The organism is Acidisarcina sp. (assembly GCA_035539175.1).
Taxonomy (GTDB): Bacteria; Acidobacteriota; Terriglobia; order Terriglobales; family Acidobacteriaceae; genus JANXZS01.
The window spans coordinates 12069-30230 of the sequence record DATLIY010000006.1; the positions used below are offsets into that span (position 1 = coordinate 12069).

Annotated in this window: 13 protein-coding genes; 4 read left to right on the forward strand and 9 right to left on the reverse strand. The window is 60.2% G+C overall.

The features are described 5' to 3' along the window. Positions 1 to 8: 8 nt before the first annotated feature. The 8 genes from VM554_01885 to VM554_01920 all read right to left on the reverse strand — a co-directional run bounded on the left by VM554_01885 (position 9) and on the right by VM554_01920 (position 11110). A complete protein-coding gene (locus VM554_01885; protein HVJ07108.1) occupies positions 9 to 2621 on the reverse strand; it encodes a M1 family metallopeptidase in 2613 nt (870 codons plus the stop codon). Between the two features lie 149 nt (positions 2622 to 2770). After that, positions 2771 to 3808 carry a glucokinase gene (locus VM554_01890; GenBank protein ID HVJ07109.1) on the reverse strand — a complete coding sequence of 346 codons (1038 nt, stop codon included), beginning with the start codon at positions 3806 to 3808 and terminating at the stop codon, positions 2771 to 2773. Then, entirely contained in the window at positions 3805 to 4602 is a 798-nt protein-coding gene (pgl, locus tag VM554_01895; GenBank protein HVJ07110.1) for a 6-phosphogluconolactonase, read from the reverse strand. The genes VM554_01890 and pgl overlap by 4 nt, the downstream gene beginning before the upstream one ends. Positions 4603 to 4649: 47 nt before the next feature. Continuing rightward, positions 4650 to 6182 carry a glucose-6-phosphate dehydrogenase gene (gene zwf / locus VM554_01900; GenBank protein ID HVJ07111.1) on the reverse strand — a complete coding sequence of 511 codons (1533 nt, stop codon included), beginning with the start codon at positions 6180 to 6182 and terminating at the stop codon, positions 4650 to 4652. A gap of 51 nt (positions 6183 to 6233) precedes the next feature. After that, the gene (locus VM554_01905; protein HVJ07112.1) at positions 6234 to 6860 is read right to left on the reverse strand and encodes an HAD family phosphatase; all 627 of its coding nucleotides are present in this window, start codon (positions 6858 to 6860) and stop codon (positions 6234 to 6236) included. A 72-nt stretch (positions 6861 to 6932) separates the two neighbouring features. Further along, a complete protein-coding gene (gene rpiB / locus VM554_01910; GenBank protein ID HVJ07113.1) occupies positions 6933 to 7415 on the reverse strand; it encodes a ribose 5-phosphate isomerase B in 483 nt (160 codons plus the stop codon). A gap of 22 nt (positions 7416 to 7437) precedes the next feature. Continuing rightward, positions 7438 to 9513 (reverse strand): transketolase, encoded by a 2076-nt coding sequence (gene tkt / locus VM554_01915; GenBank protein HVJ07114.1) that lies wholly within the window; start codon positions 9511 to 9513, stop codon positions 7438 to 7440. A 223-nt stretch (positions 9514 to 9736) separates the two neighbouring features. Beyond that, a complete protein-coding gene (locus VM554_01920) occupies positions 9737 to 11110 on the reverse strand; it encodes a glucoamylase family protein (GenBank protein ID HVJ07115.1) in 1374 nt (457 codons plus the stop codon). Between the two features lie 355 nt (positions 11111 to 11465). Between VM554_01920 and VM554_01925 the strand changes: the two genes are divergently transcribed. Both VM554_01925 and VM554_01930 read left to right on the forward strand, forming a co-directional pair. After that, positions 11466 to 12077 (forward strand): superoxide dismutase, encoded by a 612-nt coding sequence (locus VM554_01925; protein ID HVJ07116.1) that lies wholly within the window; start codon positions 11466 to 11468, stop codon positions 12075 to 12077. A 130-nt stretch (positions 12078 to 12207) separates the two neighbouring features. Next, positions 12208 to 13890: an alpha/beta hydrolase gene (locus tag VM554_01930; protein ID HVJ07117.1), complete on the forward strand. Its 1683-nt coding sequence runs from the start codon at positions 12208 to 12210 to the stop codon at positions 13888 to 13890. Here VM554_01930 and VM554_01935 read toward each other — a convergent pair. Further along, the gene (locus tag VM554_01935; protein ID HVJ07118.1) at positions 13847 to 15292 is read right to left on the reverse strand and encodes a CCA tRNA nucleotidyltransferase; all 1446 of its coding nucleotides are present in this window, start codon (positions 15290 to 15292) and stop codon (positions 13847 to 13849) included. The genes VM554_01930 and VM554_01935 overlap by 44 nt on opposite strands. 26 nt (positions 15293 to 15318) lie before the next feature. Here VM554_01935 and tsaD point away from each other — a divergent pair, with 26 nt between their 5' ends. Both tsaD and cysS read left to right on the forward strand, forming a co-directional pair. Next, on the forward strand, positions 15319 to 16542 hold the full coding sequence (gene tsaD, locus VM554_01940; protein ID HVJ07119.1) for a tRNA (adenosine(37)-N6)-threonylcarbamoyltransferase complex transferase subunit TsaD: 1224 nt from the start codon (positions 15319 to 15321) through the stop codon (positions 16540 to 16542). A 115-nt stretch (positions 16543 to 16657) separates the two neighbouring features. Beyond that, positions 16658 to 18136, forward strand: a complete 1479-nt coding sequence (gene cysS, locus VM554_01945; GenBank protein HVJ07120.1) for a cysteine--tRNA ligase — start codon at positions 16658 to 16660, stop codon at positions 18134 to 18136. The last annotated feature ends 26 nt before the right edge of the window (positions 18137 to 18162 follow it).

Below are 18162 nucleotides of genomic sequence, written 5' to 3' on the forward strand. Positions count from 1 at the left end.
AGCGTTTGTTATTGCTTTGCCAGCCAATCCCGCAGATTTTTCTGTTGTCCGGCTTGCAGGTCGATACAGTCGTTGATCTGGTTCCGGGTGCGATCGATAGATCGTTCGGTTGCCGGGAGCGGGTGCGACGCGAAAAACCCGAGGACCTGGTCGCGCCGTTCCGCTGTACAGAAGCTCCCGGTAGCCCCGATCAGGCGTGCACCCGAGCCGATCGTGGTCTGCGCCTTTACCTTGTCCCAGTTTTGCTGGACATACTGCCAGGCCAGTTCCTGGGTCTCGCGGTTGCTGAGCATGGACCCAATCAGCGCAATGGAGTCCTGATTCCTGACCTTGCCGGATACGGCGTAATCCAGGGTTTGCTTTTCGATCGAGGGATTTCGGAAGCGAGCCAGAGCGTAGAGCGCGCCGGTGGCAATCTCCGGGTTGATGGAGGTGGCGCTCACCGTCTGCAGTTGCTGGTAGAGCGCGTCGTCGCCATTGGTTGCGGCGATGCGCAGGGCCGCATGCGCCAGCGTGGCATCCACCGATGAGGAGTTCTCGAGGTATTGCCCGGTCATCTTCTTTGCCTCGGCGATTACCTGCGGATCCTTGCCGACGGAGCCCAGAAGAGTGAAGAGAACTGCGCGCAACTCTCTCCGCTCGGGGGTATCGGAGGTGGAAGGGGCGCCCAGCCTTTGCAGCGCAGGACTGAAGATCTTGCGAACCCATGCAGAAAGCGCCTCGCGCTCGCTCTCCGTTGCGATGCGCGTATCGATGGCGGCGATTCCGCCAGCGGCGCTCCCCAGAACCGTTGCGCTGTCGTCATCCCTTATGGCGGAGACCAGGTCAAGATACGAGCCTACGGTTGCCTTCTCCGCACGCACCTTGGCCCATTGGTCGCCCAGCAGGCTGATGCGCTCCTCCGGGTGGAGGGAGGTTACGTTGCTCACGAGCTTCTGGTAGGCGTCGTCGGGATAGCTGGCTCGATAGTATCCCTTGCCTCCTGCATTCGCGTAAAGGAACGGGGCCTGCGGCAGAGTCAGACTTTGCTGTGCGTTCGAGAGAACGGTGCAGACCGGCGCGCCGGAGCCATCGCCCGCCTTCAGACATACAGGCAAGGTCCACGTTTGCGATGTCTTTGCATCGACCTTGGGGCTGAGGAAGAAGCGCTGCTGGCTGACCTCGACCTTGTTGCCCTGAGGCTCTCCAAAGGTCAGGATGGGCTCGCCCGGCTGTGCCACGAGGCTGCTCATGATTTTATCTACAGGTTTATGGCTGACAGCCGTCTGCGCATTCCAGAAATCTTCCGCGGTGGCATTGCCATAGAGGTGCGCCGCAAGGTAGTTGTGGACGCCCTGCCTGAAGGTCTCCTCGCCGATGTAGTTCTCTACCATGAGCAGGACCGCTCCGGCCTTGCCATAGGTGATTCCGTCGAACATCTGGTTGATATCGTCGGGTGTATCGGCTTTGGCGCGGATGGTGCGGGTGGTGCGTTGTGCATCCAGATTGAGCGTGCCATCCAGTTCGGCGGCAACCATCTCGGAGATCTTCCACTCCGGCTTCCATTGTTCCAGGGGCTTGTTTTCCATCCAGGTAGCAAAGCCTTCATTGAGCCACAGGTTGTCCCACCACTGCATGGTTACCATGTCGCCGAACCACTGGTGCGCCATCTCATGCGCAACCACCAGGGCGACATTTCTCCTGGCGTCTACGGAGGCTGTCTTTTCGTCGAGCAGCAGGTCCGTTTCGCGATAGGTGATGGCTCCGAAGTTCTCCATTGCGCCGGCCTCAAAGTCGGGCAGCGCGATCATATCGAGCTTGGGCATCGGATACTTGATTCCGAAATATTCGTTGTAGTAGTGGAGGATGTATTCGGCGGAGGTGACTGCGAATTTCCCCAGTTCCACCTTGTCAGGAGTGGCGCAGGCGCGGATAGGAACTCCGTCACTTTGGCCGGAGACGCACTGAAAATCCCCCACAAGGAAGGCCACCAGGTACGTCGACATTTTCGGAGTGGTGGCAAAGTGCAGGGTATGCTGGCTGGCAGCGGGTCCGGGCGTGTCGCTTAGGAGATTCGTGTTCGAGATCGCCGTGTCGCCCTTATCCACTACCAGCGTGATGTCGAAGGTAGCTTTGTCGGCAGGCTCGTCGAAGCAGGGGAAGGCCCGCCGCGCGTCGGTCGACTCAAATTGCGTCACCGCGTAGTTGCGCTTTTTGGTCTTTGAAAGGTAGAAGCCGCGCAATTGGCCGTTCAGGATGCCGGTGTAGCGTATCTCCAGCGTGTGCCGCCCCGCGGGAAGAGTATGAGGAAACTTCAGCGTGGCCTGCTGTTTCTTCTCATCCAGAGTGACTGCGGCCTTCAGGGTTTTGCCATCCACCTGGGTCGAGGCGTCGAGAAAGTGAATCTCCAGCGCGTTCAGGGTAATGGCATCGAGAGGCCGGGCCAGCTCGACGTCAATTTTTTCCTGTCCGGCAAAGGTGGCCGTCTTAAGGTTGGGCGTGAGCGCGAGCGAGTAATGCTGCGGCACCACATCCGGCGACAACCTTTGCGCATGCGATAGCGGTTGACCCGCGGCGAGGAGCGAAAAGCCTGCAAAACCGGCCAGCAGGCCGCGCTGAAGAGGGGATGAAAAAAAGCGCATGAAGAAGAGTTCCTTGATCCCAGAAGTCCTGGCAGTCACAACCTGAGGCGGGCGACCAGCATCGACCACGATAACGCAAATGCGCGCCGATTACACGGGCGGCAGCTGTCGGGGACTGCCGCCACCTGACTGGGTAGGGTTCAAAGGCACTAGGACGCGTGGATGGAGGCGGCCCTGGCCGAACGTCCGGAGATTTCAGCGGCACGCGCCTCGGCATACGCTGCCGCACCCATCAGCGCGGCGCGGCTCTCGAGGATAATGCGCACCGGCATCTGCTTCAGTAGTCCGCTGAGCCGTCCCTTATCCAGAAAGGCTTTCATGAAGAGGCCCGACTCCATCTTGGGAAGGATGCGCGGAGCGACGCCGCCGCCGAGGTAGACGCCTCCAACGGAAAGAGCCTTCAGGGCCAGGTTGCCTGCCTCCGCGCCATAGGCGGAGACAAACATATCGAGGGCGCGCGAGCAGAGCTCGTTGCTTCCGGCCACGCCCAGCTCGCCGATCACGGCATTGGGATCTTCCACCTTCATGCGGTCGCGCAGCCATGTGGGCTCTTGCATTCCTTTGGCGTCGCGCAGAAATTCGTAGATGTTCGTGATGCCCATGCCGGAGACGACGCGCTCAAAGCTGACGCGGCCCTTGTACCTGGCTCGCAGATAGCGGAACAGCTCAATCTCCTCGTCATCGCGGGCCGCAAAGTCGCAGTGGCCGCCCTCCGAAGGCATGGGAACATGCACCTTGCCATTCCACACCAGGATGGCCTGCCCCAGGCCGGTGCCGGCGGAGATGAGCCCGCGGTTGCCGACCTGGCTGGTGTCGCCCTCGCTTAGAACGTAAATCTGTTCCGGCGAGAGTTCGGGGACTCCGTAACCATTCGCCTCGAGATCGTTGATCAGGAACAGCTGCTCAATCTTCAGGTTCTGTGCGAGCGTACGGCTGTCGAGCGTCCATGGCAGATTGGTCAGCTTCAACCTGCCGTCGCGGACTGGTCCGGGGACACCGAAGCACGCAGCGGTAATTTCCTCGCCAGAATTTGTGCCCTTGGCAAGGAACTTTCTGACGATATCCTCCAGGCCGGAGTACTCCCGCGCTTGATACTTCTCGTCGCGCACGTGCTCCAGCCTGCCTTCGTCAAAGTCATAGAGCGCAAGGTGAACCTTGGTGCCGCCTACATCGCCAGCTAAAATCATCGAGTCTTCTCCAACCTGCCGAAACCTTCCGCTCCCGGCGGAGGCAGTTGTGCCGCCGCGGTGCTGTCCAGCAGCATGGTCAGTTTACCGCTCACCGGCCGGATCAGCTGAGTTGGCAGAGACTCCGGATCGAATGGCCCCTGCAGAACGCGCGCCAGCACCGCCGCTTTGTCCGCTCCCTGGATCAGAAAAAAGACATCGCGCGCCTGGTTGATTACCGGCCAGGTGAGGGTGATTCTCCAGGTGTCTTTCTGCGGAACATGGTTTGCTACGGCAATGCGGCCCAGGGCATCGATGGCCTCGGTGTGGGGAAAGAGGGAAGCGGTGTGGCCGTCGTCGCCCATGCCCAGCGTAACGACGTCGAACCGGGGCAATTCGGCCCCTTCCAGCCGGAAGCGCATGCGGATCTGCGATTCGTATTTCGCTGCGGCTTCTTCAGTGTCGAGTTCGCCCTGCATGCGAACCACCTGTTCCGGCTTGAGCGGAACCTGGTCCAGCAGAGCTTCGCGGACCATCCGATAGTTGCTCTCGGCGTGGTCGGGAGGCACCGTGCGCTCATCGACAAAATACAGTTCCAAGCTTTGCCATGGCACGCGAGCGCGATATTCCGCTTTGGGGTCGGCGAGTAGCTCCAGCATCCGCCGCGGTGTGTTTCCACCGGAGATCGCGATGCGTGCCATACCGCGCGCGCTGACAGCCTGCTCAATCTGCTCGACCAGGCGCAGAGCAGCGTGGCGGGCGAGCGAGTCGGCATCCGGGTAAACAAAATAGAGTACTTCGGTCGTTCGTGACATTCCCATCCGTTCTGTAAAGCACTAAGTCTGGAGCGCGGCGCTCGGCGTTACACCTTATGCCATCTGCGTCCATCGCGCGCCAGCAGTTGATCGGCTTCCTTCGGGCCCCAGGTACCGGCTGCGTAGTTGGGGAAGTCCGGTTTCTCGGCTGCCCACTTCTGCAGAATTGGCGTGTAGAGGGCCCACGTTGTCTCCACTCCGAGACGGTGCGCGAACAGCGTGGCATCTCCCAGCATGGCATCGAGCAGCAGACGCTCATATCCGTTCGCCGAGGATGTTCCGAAGGCTGCCGCATAGTTGAAGTCCATCACCACCGGGCACACAGACATGTCGGGGCTAGGCACCTTGGCTCCAAAGCGCAAGGAGATGCCCTCATCCGGCTGAATGCGTATGGTGATGAGGTTTGGCTGAAGCTCGTTGCAGTGTGCATTGGGCCCGAGGTGGAAGAGTAATTGTGGCGGTTGCTTGAATTGCACGGAGATCTCGGTGTAGCGCTTGGCCAGCCGCTTGCCGGCGCGGAGATAGAACGGAACTCCGGCCCACCGCCAGTTATCCAGTTCCAGGCGGAGCGCGGCAAAGGTCTCGGTGTTCGATTCAGGATTCACGCGGTCTTCCTGGCGATAGCCCTTTACCGTCTCATCGCCCTCCTTACCTGGACCATACTGGCCACGCACGGCGTTGGAGATCGGAATCGGTAGAATGGCCCTCCAGACCTTCAGCTTTTCCGTGCGCACGGACTCCGCCTCAAACGAGATGGGCGGCTCCATGGCGATGAAGGACAAGAGTTCCATGACGTGGTTCTGAACCACGTCGCGCAGCGCTCCGGCTTTCTCGTAGAACGGCCCGCGGCCTTCGATGCCGATGCTTTCCGCTGCCGTGATCTGGACATGGTCGATATAGTTACGGTTCCAGATGGGCTCGAAGACGCCATTCGCGAAGCGGAAGACGAGGATGTTCTGGACCGTCTCCTTGCCGAGGTAGTGATCGATCCGGAAGACCTGCGCCTCGTCGAAGATGGCGTTGACTTCGTCATTCAGCTTGCGGGCGGATTCCAGATCGTGGCCGAAGGGCTTTTCAATGATGATGCGGACCGTGCCTTTCTCCGGCTTTGCCATTCCCTGGTCGCCAAGGTGCCCGGTGATGTCGGAGAAATGCTCGGGAGCGGTTGCCAGATAGAAGAGCCGGTTGCCTTGCGTGCCCTTCTCCTGGTCGATCTTCTCCAGCATAGACTTCAGATTGGCATACCCTGCAACGTCGTCGAAGTTCAGCGCGTGATAGGTGAGCTTGGCCAGAAAGGCATCCAGCTTTGGATCGTCCTGAGCTACGCCGCCAAATTCCGCGATGCCTTCGCGCATCTCCTTGACGAAGACATCCTCCAGCGAGCGCCGCGCAACGCCGACCATGGCGAACTCTTTCGGCAGCAGTCCAGCCTGCTCCAGATGAAAGAGCGCCGGCAGCAGCTTGCGCTTCGTCAGGTCGCCCGAGGCACCAAAGATGACCACGATACCCGGCTCAGGAATACGCTCTTTGCCGTGGGACGCGCTCTCAAGATCTTCAGGAGAAATTTTTATAGTTGCCATTCAGCTAACCTCCACATCGTTGCGACGTGCCAGACCCGGGGAGTAGAGAATCTAGCCTGCCGCGTTGATCTCAATGCCCAGCTGCTGCAACCCCATCGCGAGAGCTTTGGAGCCTGTGTAGCGAATCCCGTGAATCCCAATCGCCGCAGCTGCGTTGATGTTTTCCTCGCGGTCATCGATAAAGACGACTTCTTCGGGCTGACGCTGCAGTACGTCGAGCGCGAGGCGATAGATTTTTGGATCGGGTTTTCTCAAGCCCACATAGCAGGAACTCAGAAAGCAATCGATATAGTCCCACAAATCGAAGTGCGCGATGCGATAGTCGTTGAGTTCGCGCGATTCGTTGTTGACCGCAGCCATCTTGAATTCTTCAGATGCAGATAGCTCGGCGAGGATTCGCAGGGCAGAGTCGGGGAGAATCCTGGACTCCGCCTTCATCGCCTCAAGGAACTCTTGCGGAGTGAAGGAGCGGGGCTGGTAGAAGACGACTTGTTGCAGATATTCGTCGAGCGGAATCAGACCCTTTTCCCAAGGGTCGTTGAGCTTCGCGTGGCGCTGCTCGAAGGCTTGTTTTTCCAAACCAAACTTCTGTAGCAGCGCATCGCGTTCGCAGTGATCCCAGCCATTTGTGAGCAGGACGCCGCCGACATCCCACAGGATTGTACTGATCTCGTTCATTGGTGGCTGGGTCCTGGTGATTCAAGCCTTGTGATTTCAAGCTTCGCGGCGGTGCGACTCGAGGTGGGGTTGCTACCTCCGGCTTGTAGCCGGAGGAGCAACCATGTAGCGCGCTTCAATTGCTTTTACCTTGTTCAGGCGCCGCACAAACCGCTCTTCTCCACCCTGGAACTTCGCGTTCAAAAAGGTGGTGACGAGCTCCTCTGCGAGGGAAGGGCCGATAATTCTTGCGCCCACGACGAGCACGTTCATGTCGTCGTGCTCCACTCCCTGATGTGCGGAGTAGGTGTCATGGCACATGGAGGCCCGAATCCCGGGCATCTTATTTGCCGCGACACAGACTCCCACGCCGCTTCCGCAGATCAGAACTCCGCGCTCTGCCTGCCCTGCCTGTATTGCCTTGCCGACGGCTTCAGCGAAATCCGGGTAATCATCCGACGGATCGGCTTTGTACGCGCCAAGATCGACCACCTCATGACCCAGGTGTTCGAGAAAGGCGCGTACCTCTTCTTTCAATGCGAAGCCGGCATGATCTGCGGCAACGACAAGCTTCATAATGGACTCCTCGTAGGAATGACTACCTGGTGACGGCTACTTTTTCTTTTGACTTTGCAACCAGCTTCCGTGCGCGATCCGCAACGTTCTCCACACTGAATCCGAGATGCTCGAGCGCCTGCGGGCCAGGTGCGGAGGCTCCAAAACGATCGATCCCGACGACATCTCCATCGCGTCCCACGTACTTCCACCAGCCAAGGGTAGCTCCAGCTTCCACGGCAAGCTTCGGCAGGTCTTCGGGGAAGATCTGCGCCTTATACTCTTCGCTCTGTTCTTCGAAGATGCGCCAGCTTGGCATGGAGACGACGCGGGTTGCGATGCCTTCCGTGGCCAGTTGCTGTGCCGTCTTCAGCGCGAGCCATAGTTCAGCGCCGGTAGCGACGATCTGCAAGGCCGGGGAGGCTCCTCCCTGCTCGATCACATACGCGCCCTTGCGAACTCCGTCGAATACCCTGTACTTTTCCGCATCGAGAATCGGCAGATCCTGCCGGGAAAGCGCCATAAAGGAGGCACCCTTCCGCTCTAACGCCAGTCCCCAGGCTGCCGAGGTTTCGTTCGCATCGGCTGGACGGAAGTCCGTCAGGCGAGGCACGGCGCGCAACGCCATCAGGTGCTCGATTGGCTGATGGGTTGGGCCATCTTCGCCGAGTGCGATGGAATCATGCGTAAAGACGAAGAGGGAGTGAGCCTTCATCAGCGCGGCGAGACGAAGTGCCGGCTTGCAGTAATCGGTGAAGACAAAGAAGGTGGAGCCGTAGGGGATCAGGCCACCGTGAACCGCCATGCCGTTCACCATGGCGCACATGCCAAACTCGCGAACCCCAAAGTAGAGGTTGCGGCCGGTCGGGTCCAGGTGGAAGTTGCCCCCATCCTTGAAAAGGGTCTTGGTGGATGTAGTGAGGTCGGCCGCGCCGCCAAACAGCTCAGGCACCGCCTTCGCCAGCGCATTCATTGTGTTGCCGCCCGCGACACGGGTCGCTATCGGCTTGGCGTCAGCAGGGAGGATGGGCAGAGCCTTCTGCCAGCCTTCGCTCAGCTTGCCTGCCATGACGCGCTCGAACTCTGCGGCCAGCTCGGGATTCGCCTTCTTGTATGCGGCGAAGAGCTGCTTCCACTCGGCCTCTTCTTTCGCGCCCTTCTCTACCGACTCAAGCCAATTCTTGCCGGCTTCCTCGGGCACGTAAAAGCTCTTATCCACCGGCCAATTGAGATTCTTTTTCGTTTGGGCGACGGCCTCAGTTCCGAGCGCCTCTCCGTGGGCTTTGTTGGTGCCTGCCTTGGGGCTGCCATACCCGATGACGGTGCGCACGGCGATGATGGAGGGCTTGTCCTTCACTGCCTTTGCAGCCTCGATGGCGGCAGAGATGGCAGCCAGATCATTGCCGTCGGCTACCTGCTGCACATGCCAGTGGTAGGCATCAAAGCGCTTCTCCACATTTTCGGTAAAGGACAGCTCTGTGGGGCCATCCAGCGAGATCAGGTTGTCGTCGTAGAGACAGATCAGTTTGCCCAGGCCAAGCGTGCCGGCCAGCGAAGCAGCCTCGTGCGAGACGCCTTCCATCAGGTCGCCATCGCCGCACATTACGTAGGTGTAGTGATCGACAATGTCAAAGTCCGGCTTGTTGTACACCGCGGCCAGATGCTTTTCCGCCACGGCCATGCCTACGGCCATCGCAAAGCCCTGTCCCAGCGGTCCAGTGGTGACCTCGACACCATCGGTATCGCCATATTCCGGGTGTCCCGGAGTGTTCGATCCCCATTGGCGGAACTGCTTCAGGTCATCGATGGAGACTTTGTATCCGGTGAGGTGCAGGACCGAATACAGGAGCGCCGAGGCGTGCCCGTTGGACAAAACAAAGCGGTCGCGGTTGGACCACTTGGAATTAGCGGGGTTGTGGCGCATGAACTTGTGGAAGAGGAGGTAGGCCATAGGGGCATCTCCCAGCGGTGCTCCAGGGTGCCCACTTTTTGCTTTTTCTACTGCGTCTACAGCTAAAAAACGTAATGCATTGATGGATAGTTGGTCCAGATCGCTCATCGTCCTCTTCCTTCTCTCGAATTTCTTCCGTTTGTCAGTGTTTCCCCCGGGGCTGCACATCGTGCGGCGACCCTCTTCAGGATGAAATGAAACTCTACTCTGAGTTGGATGTCAGGAAATGCCAGGAAGAACCAACCCGTATGCCATTTTCCCCAATTTGATGTATGACCGGGAAGTTGCGTCCGATTGCTTTGGACAATTCGAGAATAAATGAAAGGTCGGGAATAAATAAAATGAGTTGCGGTGCGGAGCGTCGCCAGTCACGGCCGGAAGCATAGAAATTTCAGAGCACCTGGGAGTTACTGTCCGGGTCTGAGTGGAACGCTACTTCGCGCATGGCATGCGTAATTTCGCGATTTTTCATGAAGTATTCCCAGACAAAGCCGGTGCGCAAATTTTCCGCCATCAACATGCTGATTCCCTGGTTGATTCCGAGGATATCGCTGGACAACCAGCCGCTCCTGGGGTGGAGCGCATCCACGAATCCATAGCGAGTCCAGGTTCTGCCGCCCATCAATCCGCGCAGGTTCAACAGCACATGGGAGGTTTCTGCCGGCAGAAAGGGAAGCGACCCGGCCACAGCGCAGGGAGCTACTGTGCCGTCCAGTTCTCCCATCGCAGGCGGACCTCCCCATACGCGATAGCCCTGCCGCGAATCCGAGGCAGTGATCCCCCAGAGATCCTGATCGAGCCAGGGAAATTTCTGCCCCAGAACCATACAGAAGAGCTGGTGCGCCCGCGTAGCGGCAATGGAGTTGCTGAAGTAGTTGGCGTGGCGGTCCCGCTGGTCGCGATAGTCGCACCAGGCATGGGCATATTGGTGAATGAAGAGTGGCGCCAGCCCGCTGATGTATTCGATTCCACCGAAATTGATGAGCGGGCGTTGCAGATCGTCCCATCGGGCGGGAGGAATGGGGTGAGACGGTGAGCCGATCGCCATGAGGTACATCGTCATCAGCTCGGCATAGACATCCCACCGCGCCTGCAGAAAACCCTGGTCGGGCAGCCAGCCCATGGAGAGAGTGGTGCCGCCGTTGAGCATCCACTCCCAATCCACGCGGCGATAAAAGGTGGTGGCAAGGGCCGCGATGCGGGTGTTGCCGGCGAAATATTGCCGGCAGAGCAGCACTCCGGCCAGCAGGATGGAGGTATCGATGGAAGAGAGCTCGGATTCGAAGCGCCGTTCTCCGGTCTCAATATCGACAAAGTGGTAGAGAAATCCATGCTCGTGCGGGCAGGACTCCAGCAGAAAGGCGAGGGTCTTTTCTACACGCTCCTCGCACTGCGAGGGCAGCAGATAGTGCCGTTTGGCGGCGATGCAGAGCGCGCTCAGGCCAAAGCCGGTGGCGGCTGCACTGCAGATGCGGCTGAGAGATCGTCCAATGACGGGCGCATGATCCCGCACCAGGCCGGTCTTGGGGCTGGCCTCGTTATAGAAGTAGTCGCAGGCGCGCGCCTCCATTTCGTCGAGCAAGGCCTCGGCCTGCTTGGAGATCTGGGTGAGCGGCCGGTTGATGAAGACGCCCGGAGGATGCTCGTATTTCGTGGCCGTCTGGCTCTCGGGCTTCGGCTCCTGCGCGGGCGCGACAGGCGGGGCCTTCTGCTGGTTCTGCAGGCCATCGGCAAAGCTAAGGGCTGGACTGCCGAGCGCGAGCATACCCGTGGCGCCGGCCCGTCTGAGAAGCTGCCTTCTCGTGATTTCAGTTATCGAACGGGAACGAGCCAAGCTCAGTAACTCTCACAAGCACAATTCGAACGGATACCCGGAAGGGCGTCTCTCTCCCAGTGTAAGGGAAAAACTCGATTTCGCTCTCCGGCTGCCGCGTACGATTCTAACCAAATTTTATTTATCCAGACTTTCATCGCGGGCTTGATAAGAAAACTGCACCCCGGAGCCCGCTTCTGCATCCATACCATCGTATGTGGAGTGTCAAAAGGGCTATGCCCTCAGTCACCTCTGCGCAATTTACTCAGCACAACAGGCAAACGGAAACGCTGCCAGGAGGATTGATTTGGCCTACGAACTAGCACCCCTTCCCTACGACTACGCCGCTCTTGAGCCCTACATTGACGAAGCAACCATGAAGTTGCACCACGACAAGCATCACCAGACGTATGTGACCAACCTGAATGCGGCCATCGAAAAGCATCCCGAACTGGCGAGCAAGACTGCTGAAGACCTATTGAAGAATCTTTCCGCCATACCGGAGGACATTCGGACCGCAGTCCGCAACAATGGTGGCGGCCATGTGAACCACACCATGTTCTGGGCGCTGATGAAGCCGAAGGGCGGCGGTGACCCGACCGGCAAGATTGCCGACCAGATCAAGAAGGACTTTGGCGCTTTTGAAGACTTCAAGAAGCAGTTCAATGAGACGACCGCCAAGCAGTTCGGTTCCGGATGGGGCTGGCTGGTATTTGAGGGCGGAAAGCTGAAGATCGTTACCACGCCAAACCAGGACAGCCCGCTTTCGAACGGTCTCTACCCGGTTCTGGGCAACGACGTGTGGGAGCATGCCTACTATTTGAAGTATCAGAACCGCCGCGCCGATTACCTCGCCGCCTGGTGGAACACGGTGAACTGGGACGAGATCAACAAGCGTCTCCAAAAGGCGCAATCGTAGACCGCGCTTATAGATCGCGCGTTCGGTACCCGCAAAGACAAAGCAGCTCCAGGGCGTCCAATCCTGGAGCTGCTTCTTTTTGTGTGTAAACTGGCAGGTTCCATCGAGGACAGGGAAATAGAGGATTGAAATGCGACTCTCGCAATCTGCCATTTGCGGCCTGGCGACGGCTGCACTTTTTTGCACAATACCGCTTTACTCCCAGCAGGCGCTTCCTCCGGGCTCATCGAATTACACCCTGTACTTCCAGGGAAAGGTAATTGGCAAGGCCGGCTATACGGTGCAGAGCCTTGCGGCCGGAGGCGTTTCTCTGGCGTCGCACGCGGATGTGAAGATCAACAACACCGCGCTGTCGCTGGACGACCGGCAGGCGCTCGACGCCTCGCTGGAGATTGCCTCCACGGAGTTCAGCGGAAATGTAGGCGAGAGCAAGATCGCAGTCAGCGTGAAGCCCGATGGGGATAAGTTCTCTCTCTCCGTCTCGGCGGACCGGCAACTGACGCCGAACACGCTGGACCGTCATCCGCACACCGTGTTTATGCCGGATTTCGATCCTTCTACACTCGCAGTCCTGGTGCGTATGCCGGTGGGGGCGCTATGGGTTTTGATCCCGCGTCAGGCCGGACTGCTGGCCCCGGCGCACCTGGAGGCAAAGCCTGACTCCAAGGCGGCGATCGGTGGCTCACCGGCCATGGTCAAGCACGATGTGCTCACGATTGGCTCGATTTCATCAGATCTCTATTTCTCCGCGGATGGCCAGTTCTTTGCGCAGGTGGTTCCCACGCAGGGCTTTGCAATGCTGCGGGATGGATTCGCGATGGAAGGCGGAATTCCGGCTCCGCCCAGCGAGGCAAAGCCTCCCGCCGGAGTTGCCGAGCACCCGGTCAACTTTCCCAGCGGGGAGCTCAGCATTCCGGGCACCGTGACCCTACCTGCAACGGCAGGGAAGCCGGTCCCAATGGTGGTGCTGGTGGGCGGATCCGGCCCGCGGGATCGGGACGAAACGCTCGGGCCGAACAAGCCGATGCGCGATCTTGCATGGGACCTGGCGCAGCGCGGAGTTGCCAGCCTGCGCTTCGACAAGCGCACCTACTTCAACGCTGCGGATTGGATGAAGCATCCTGACCTGGATCATGAGGTGACGCTCGACGCGGTTGCGGCGCTGGCCTATGCCTCCAGCCAGCCTGGGGTGGACCCGGCGCAAATCTTCCTGGCCGGACATTCTCTGGGTGGCCAGATGGCTCCCTACATCGTGGAGCAGAGGCTGGCGGCTCAGCCGGGTTCGGTTCGTGGAATCGTGCTGCTGGCGGCCGAGGGAACTCCGGTGGATACGACAATTCTGCGCCAGATCGCATTCCAGGAGCATCGGGCCGGGCAGACTCAGGCGAAGACAGACGCGGATCTGGCGACCGTGCAGGCTGCGTTCGACAAGATTCGCGACCCCAAGACCCCAGACAAGGAAACGATTCGCGTGATTGGAGGCTCCATGCCGGTGAGTTACTGGCGCGACTGGATGGCGCGCAATCCAGCGCCTCTCCTCGCCCGTCTAGGGCTGCCAACGCTTGTTCTGCGCGGAGAAAAGGACATTCAGATCACGCAGGAGGATTACAAGCTACTCTCTGCCGCGGCTATGGCACCCGGCAGTGAATCCCGGGAGCTGGCGGGATTGAACCATCTGTTCTTTTCTGTGAGCGGAGAATCGACGGGAGCCGAGTATGCCCAGCCCGCGCACATGTCGCCGGAGGTAGCCGACACGATCGTGGCGTGGATCACGAAGACTGGCGCGGCAAGGAAGGTGATCTCCCCGCGGTAGGACTCTGCGGAAAGTGCTGCCGCACCAGTTCCAGCCCCTCTTCCGGGGTGTGGATGCGGCCTTCGAGCTGGGCATCCTCCGCCATGCGCAGCATCTCTTTGAAGGACTCTCCGGGGCGATAGCCTGCGGCGATCAGTTCGCGTCCTGTCACCAGCAGCCTGGGGCGCACGGCCTCGGAGGGCATCGACGCATAGCGTTGCCGGGCATAGTCGTAGAGTTGCAGGCCACCGTGGCTCGATAGGCAATCGAGGCGATGGAGCGCAAGGTGCTCTTCGAATCGCGGCAGCCGGAAGAAGCGCTTCAGGGTGGAGTCCTTCATTTTCTCCACATCGCCAAAGCGCATGTGATTCGCCACCAGTGCGACAATCTGCGCCGTGTCTTCGTTGGAGAAGCGAAGCCGCCGGCAGATGTCCTCGGCGATCTTCACTCCCACCTCGACATGACCATCGAAGCGGATGCGATCCGGAGCGCGCCGGAAGGTGGCCGGCTTACCCACGTCGTGCAGCAGCGCTCCCCAGGCCAGGGTTGGCGTGCATCCGGCCTCCAGCTTCTCCAGCAGCAGTAGAGTATGGATCCAGACGTCGCCCTCGGGGTGGAATTGCGGTGGCTGCTCCACTCCATGCATGCGGACGATCTCCGGCAGAACCCACTGCAGCAGGGCGGTACTGTTGAGCAGTTCAAAGGCCCGGCGAGCATGGCCCTCGGTCAGCATGCGCGTCAACTCGTCGCGGATTCTCTCCCGGCTGACCTGCACAATTTCGGCAGCCTGTTCGCGGATGGCTGCCATGGTGCCGGCTTCGATGTCAAAACCGAAGCGCGCGGCAAAGCGCACGGCACGCAGCATGCGCAGCTTGTCCTCGGTAAAGCGCGTGTGCGGATTGCCGATGGCGCGCACCAGGCGGAGGGCCAGGTCCTCTCGGCCGCCAACGAAGTCGAGCACGGCACTGGCCATCTCACCCGGCTTTACCGTATCCAGCGGGTGGGCCAGCCGCAGCGGATCCAGCAGCATGCCGTTGATGGTGAAGTCGCGCCGCTGGACATCGGCCTCCGCGCTGGCGGAAAAACTTACTTGATCCGGGCGCCGGCCGTCGGAGTAGGCGCCGTCGCTGCGAAATGTAGCTACTTCGGTTACGATTTCGCGCCCGCTCTCTTCTGCCGCAACCAGCACCACGCCGAAGTGCGCTCCCACGGCGAAGGTTCGGGGAAACATGTCCAGCACAATCTCTGGCTGCGCATCGGTGGCAACGTCGAAGTCTGCCGGCTCCTGGCCAAGCAGCAGGTCCCGGACACACCCGCCGGCATAGTAGGCCTGATAGCCCGCGGAGCGCAGCTTGGCCACAACCTCGTAGGCTGCCTGCTCCGCGCGCTTGCCTGCCCCGTTGCCCGCTCCGTTGCCTGCCATCGATCCCTCTCCACTACTATAGAAGTGTGACGCATTCTTCACATGCCGGGTCAGCTTTGGCCGAAGACCCATCGACACAGGACAGGTCTACCCATGGCGGCTTGATCCTCGCCGTAGAAAGCTCCTGCGATGAAACCGCGGCTGCCGTGGTGGAACGCGGCTCGCGCACGCTCTCGAGCGTGGTGGCATCGCAGATTCCCATCCACTCGCCCTATGGCGGAGTGGTGCCGGAGCTGGCCTCCCGCGAGCACCTGCGCAACGTTGTGCCGGTGGTTCGCGCGGCCCTGGAAAAAGCAGGCTGCAGGTTCAGCGATCTGGATGCCATCGCCGTGACCTCCGGCCCGGGGCTGGCGGGCGCGCTGCTGGTGGGCATCAGCTATGCCAAGGCCCTGGCCTATGCCACGGGCAAGCCGCTGGTTGCCGTCAACCATATCGAGGGGCACATCCACGCGGTATTGCTGGAGCAGCGTCAGCTCTCTGCGACGCAGGAGCCGATGCCGCTGCCGGCGCTGGCGCTGGTCGTTTCCGGTGGGCACACGCATCTTTACCTCACCCGCCAGCAGGGCTCCTCCCGCGACGGAGGCTGGACCTACCACAATGTTGGCCGTACCGTAGACGACGCAGCCGGGGAGGCGTTTGACAAGGTGGCCAAGCTGCTGGGGCTGGGCTATCCCGGCGGTCCGTGGATCGACGGTCTGGCGCCGCATGGCAACTCCAGCGCGGTTCCGTTCTCTTTCTCGCAGGTGAAGGCGAAGGCTCACCGCCCCGGACAGCGTGCCGCGCTGCCCCGCTTCCTCTTCTCTTTCAGCGGGATCAAAACCGCCGTCCTGCACTATGTTCAGGTCCATGGCATGCAGCCTTCGATCGATGTGCGGCATCGTGCTCTCGCGGCAATCGAGCATCCCAAGCTGAGCGATGTTCTTGCCCTCTGTGATGCCCCAACGCTGGACCTGATCGCTTCTTTCCAGAGGGCCGTGGTGGGGGATCTGAAGCGGAAGACGTTCCGCGCAGCCGAAGAGCTCGGCGCGCACTCCATTCTGGTCTCGGGTGGAGTGGCGGCGAACCGTGAGCTGCGCACCCGGTTTACAGCCGAGGCCGCGAAACGCGGCTTGCCGATTGCCTTTCCCTCGCTGGCGCTCTCCACCGACAACGCTGCCATGATTGCAGCGGCGGCGTGGCCCAAGTTGCTCGCGGGCGATCTCGCCCCGGCCAATCTTTCGGCAGATCCGTCGCTTGCACTGGGGCGGTAAGGCGGGGGAAAGAGGCGTCGTTCCCGGTCAATCCCCGCTGGGCTGATAAAATCGCGTTTGGCTTAAATCCAATGGCGTGGCTACTTAGCCGCTCCTAAAAAGAACGCTGCCCGCAATGACGATTCGCCTTTTTAACACGCTGTCCAGCCAGATCGAAGAGCTGTATCCCGGCGATGGCAAGACGCTCCGCATGTACGCCTGCGGCCCCACGGTCTATGACTATGGCCATATCGGGAACTTTCGCACCTTTGTGCAGGTTGACGTCCTGCGACGCTTTCTCAAGTTGCAGGGGGTTGCGGTTCGCCACGTTATGAACATCACCGACGTGGACGACAAGATTATCCGCAATGCCGCTGCGGCGAATCTGTCCATCGCGGAATATACGCCCCGCTTCGAGAAGGCATTCTTTGAAGATCTCGATGCACTGGCCGTAGAGCGGCCTGAAGTGATGTCGCACGCCACCGAGTGCATACCCGAGATGGTCGCCCTTATCCAGCGGCTGGCGGCACAGGATCTCGCGTATAAGGCGGAGGACGGATCGTGGTACTTCCGAATCGCCGGCGATCCGGAATACGGCAAGCTGTCGAAGAAGGACTTTGGCGGCATCAGCGACGGTGCGCGCGTCGATCTGGACGAGTACGACAAGGATTCCGCCCGCGACTTTGCCCTGTGGAAGGCGCCCAAGCCAGGAGAATTTCACTGGAACACCGAACTCGGGCCGGGAAGGCCGGGCTGGCATATTGAGTGCTCCGCCATGGCGATGAAGTATCTCGGCGAGAGCTTTGACCTGCATGCGGGTGGCGAGGACCTGATGTTTCCCCACCACGAGAACGAGATCGCGCAGTCGGAGGGCGCCACCCACAAGACATTTTCCCGCCACTGGATGCATGTTCGCTTCCTGCTGGTGGAAGGCAAGAAGATGTCGAAGTCGGAGGGCAATTTCTATACCCTGCGCGACCTGTTGTTGAAGGGCTACAAGTCGTCGGCGATCCGCCTGCTGCTGATCTCCAATCCCTACCGGCACCAGCTCAATTTCACCTTCGACGGGCTGCAGGATGCGACCAGCTCCGTCGAGCGGCTGCGCACGTTTTACCAGCGTGTGTCGACGGGCAAATTCCCCGAGGGACAGAACGCCGAACTGGCGGCGCAGACGGGCAAGGCGAGCGACGCCTTTATGGCCGCACTGGAAAATGACCTGAACACCGCCGAGGCGCTGGCGGCGATCTTCGATCTGGTGCGGATTGGCAACGTTGCTGCCGATTCCGGCTCGCTGCTGGCGGAGAATGCCAGGCAGATGCTCGATGCGCTTCACAAGTTTGACGCGGTGTTTGCCGTACTGCAGGATCGGGACGCCAATCTTACCCGCGGGGCTCTGCAGTGGGCAGAGCGTGAAGGCCGCATGGAGCAGGTTGCAGAGTCTGTGCTGGTGCAGGCATCGCTCAGCGACTCCGAGATTGAAGCGCTGATCGCAGAGCGGAACGAGGCGCGGCGCACCCGCAATTTTGCACGGGGCGACGCGATTCGCAAGGAGCTGAGCGAGAAGGGAATCGTACTCGAAGACTCAAAGGACGGAGTTCGCTGGAAGCGAAAGTAGCTGGCGCGAGAATCCGCAAGCCAGCG

What these genes read in the sequence shown, in the direction of transcription:
- rpiB (HVJ07113.1), bottom strand. Translation starts at nt 7,415, where the DNA reads ATGAAGCTTGTCGTTGCCGCAGATCATGCCGGCTTCGCATTGAAAGAA.
- VM554_01920 (HVJ07115.1), bottom strand. Translation starts at nt 11,110, where the DNA reads ATGCTCGCGCTCGGCAGTCCAGCCCTTAGCTTTGCCGATGGCCTGCAG.
- VM554_01930 (HVJ07117.1), top strand. Translation starts at nt 12,208, where the DNA reads ATGCGACTCTCGCAATCTGCCATTTGCGGCCTGGCGACGGCTGCACTT.
- cysS (HVJ07120.1), top strand. Translation starts at nt 16,658, where the DNA reads ATGACGATTCGCCTTTTTAACACGCTGTCCAGCCAGATCGAAGAGCTG.
- tkt (HVJ07114.1), bottom strand. Translation starts at nt 9,513, where the DNA reads ATGTGCAGCCCCGGGGGAAACACTGACAAACGGAAGAAATTCGAGAGA.
- VM554_01890 (HVJ07109.1), bottom strand. Translation starts at nt 3,808, where the DNA reads ATGATTTTAGCTGGCGATGTAGGCGGCACCAAGGTTCACCTTGCGCTC.
- zwf (HVJ07111.1), bottom strand. Translation starts at nt 6,182, where the DNA reads ATGGCAACTATAAAAATTTCTCCTGAAGATCTTGAGAGCGCGTCCCAC.
- pgl (HVJ07110.1), bottom strand. Translation starts at nt 4,602, where the DNA reads ATGTCACGAACGACCGAAGTACTCTATTTTGTTTACCCGGATGCCGAC.
- VM554_01885 (HVJ07108.1), bottom strand. Translation starts at nt 2,621, where the DNA reads ATGCGCTTTTTTTCATCCCCTCTTCAGCGCGGCCTGCTGGCCGGTTTT.
- VM554_01905 (HVJ07112.1), bottom strand. Translation starts at nt 6,860, where the DNA reads ATGAACGAGATCAGTACAATCCTGTGGGATGTCGGCGGCGTCCTGCTC.
- VM554_01935 (HVJ07118.1), bottom strand. Translation starts at nt 15,292, where the DNA reads ATGGCAGGCAACGGAGCGGGCAACGGGGCAGGCAAGCGCGCGGAGCAG.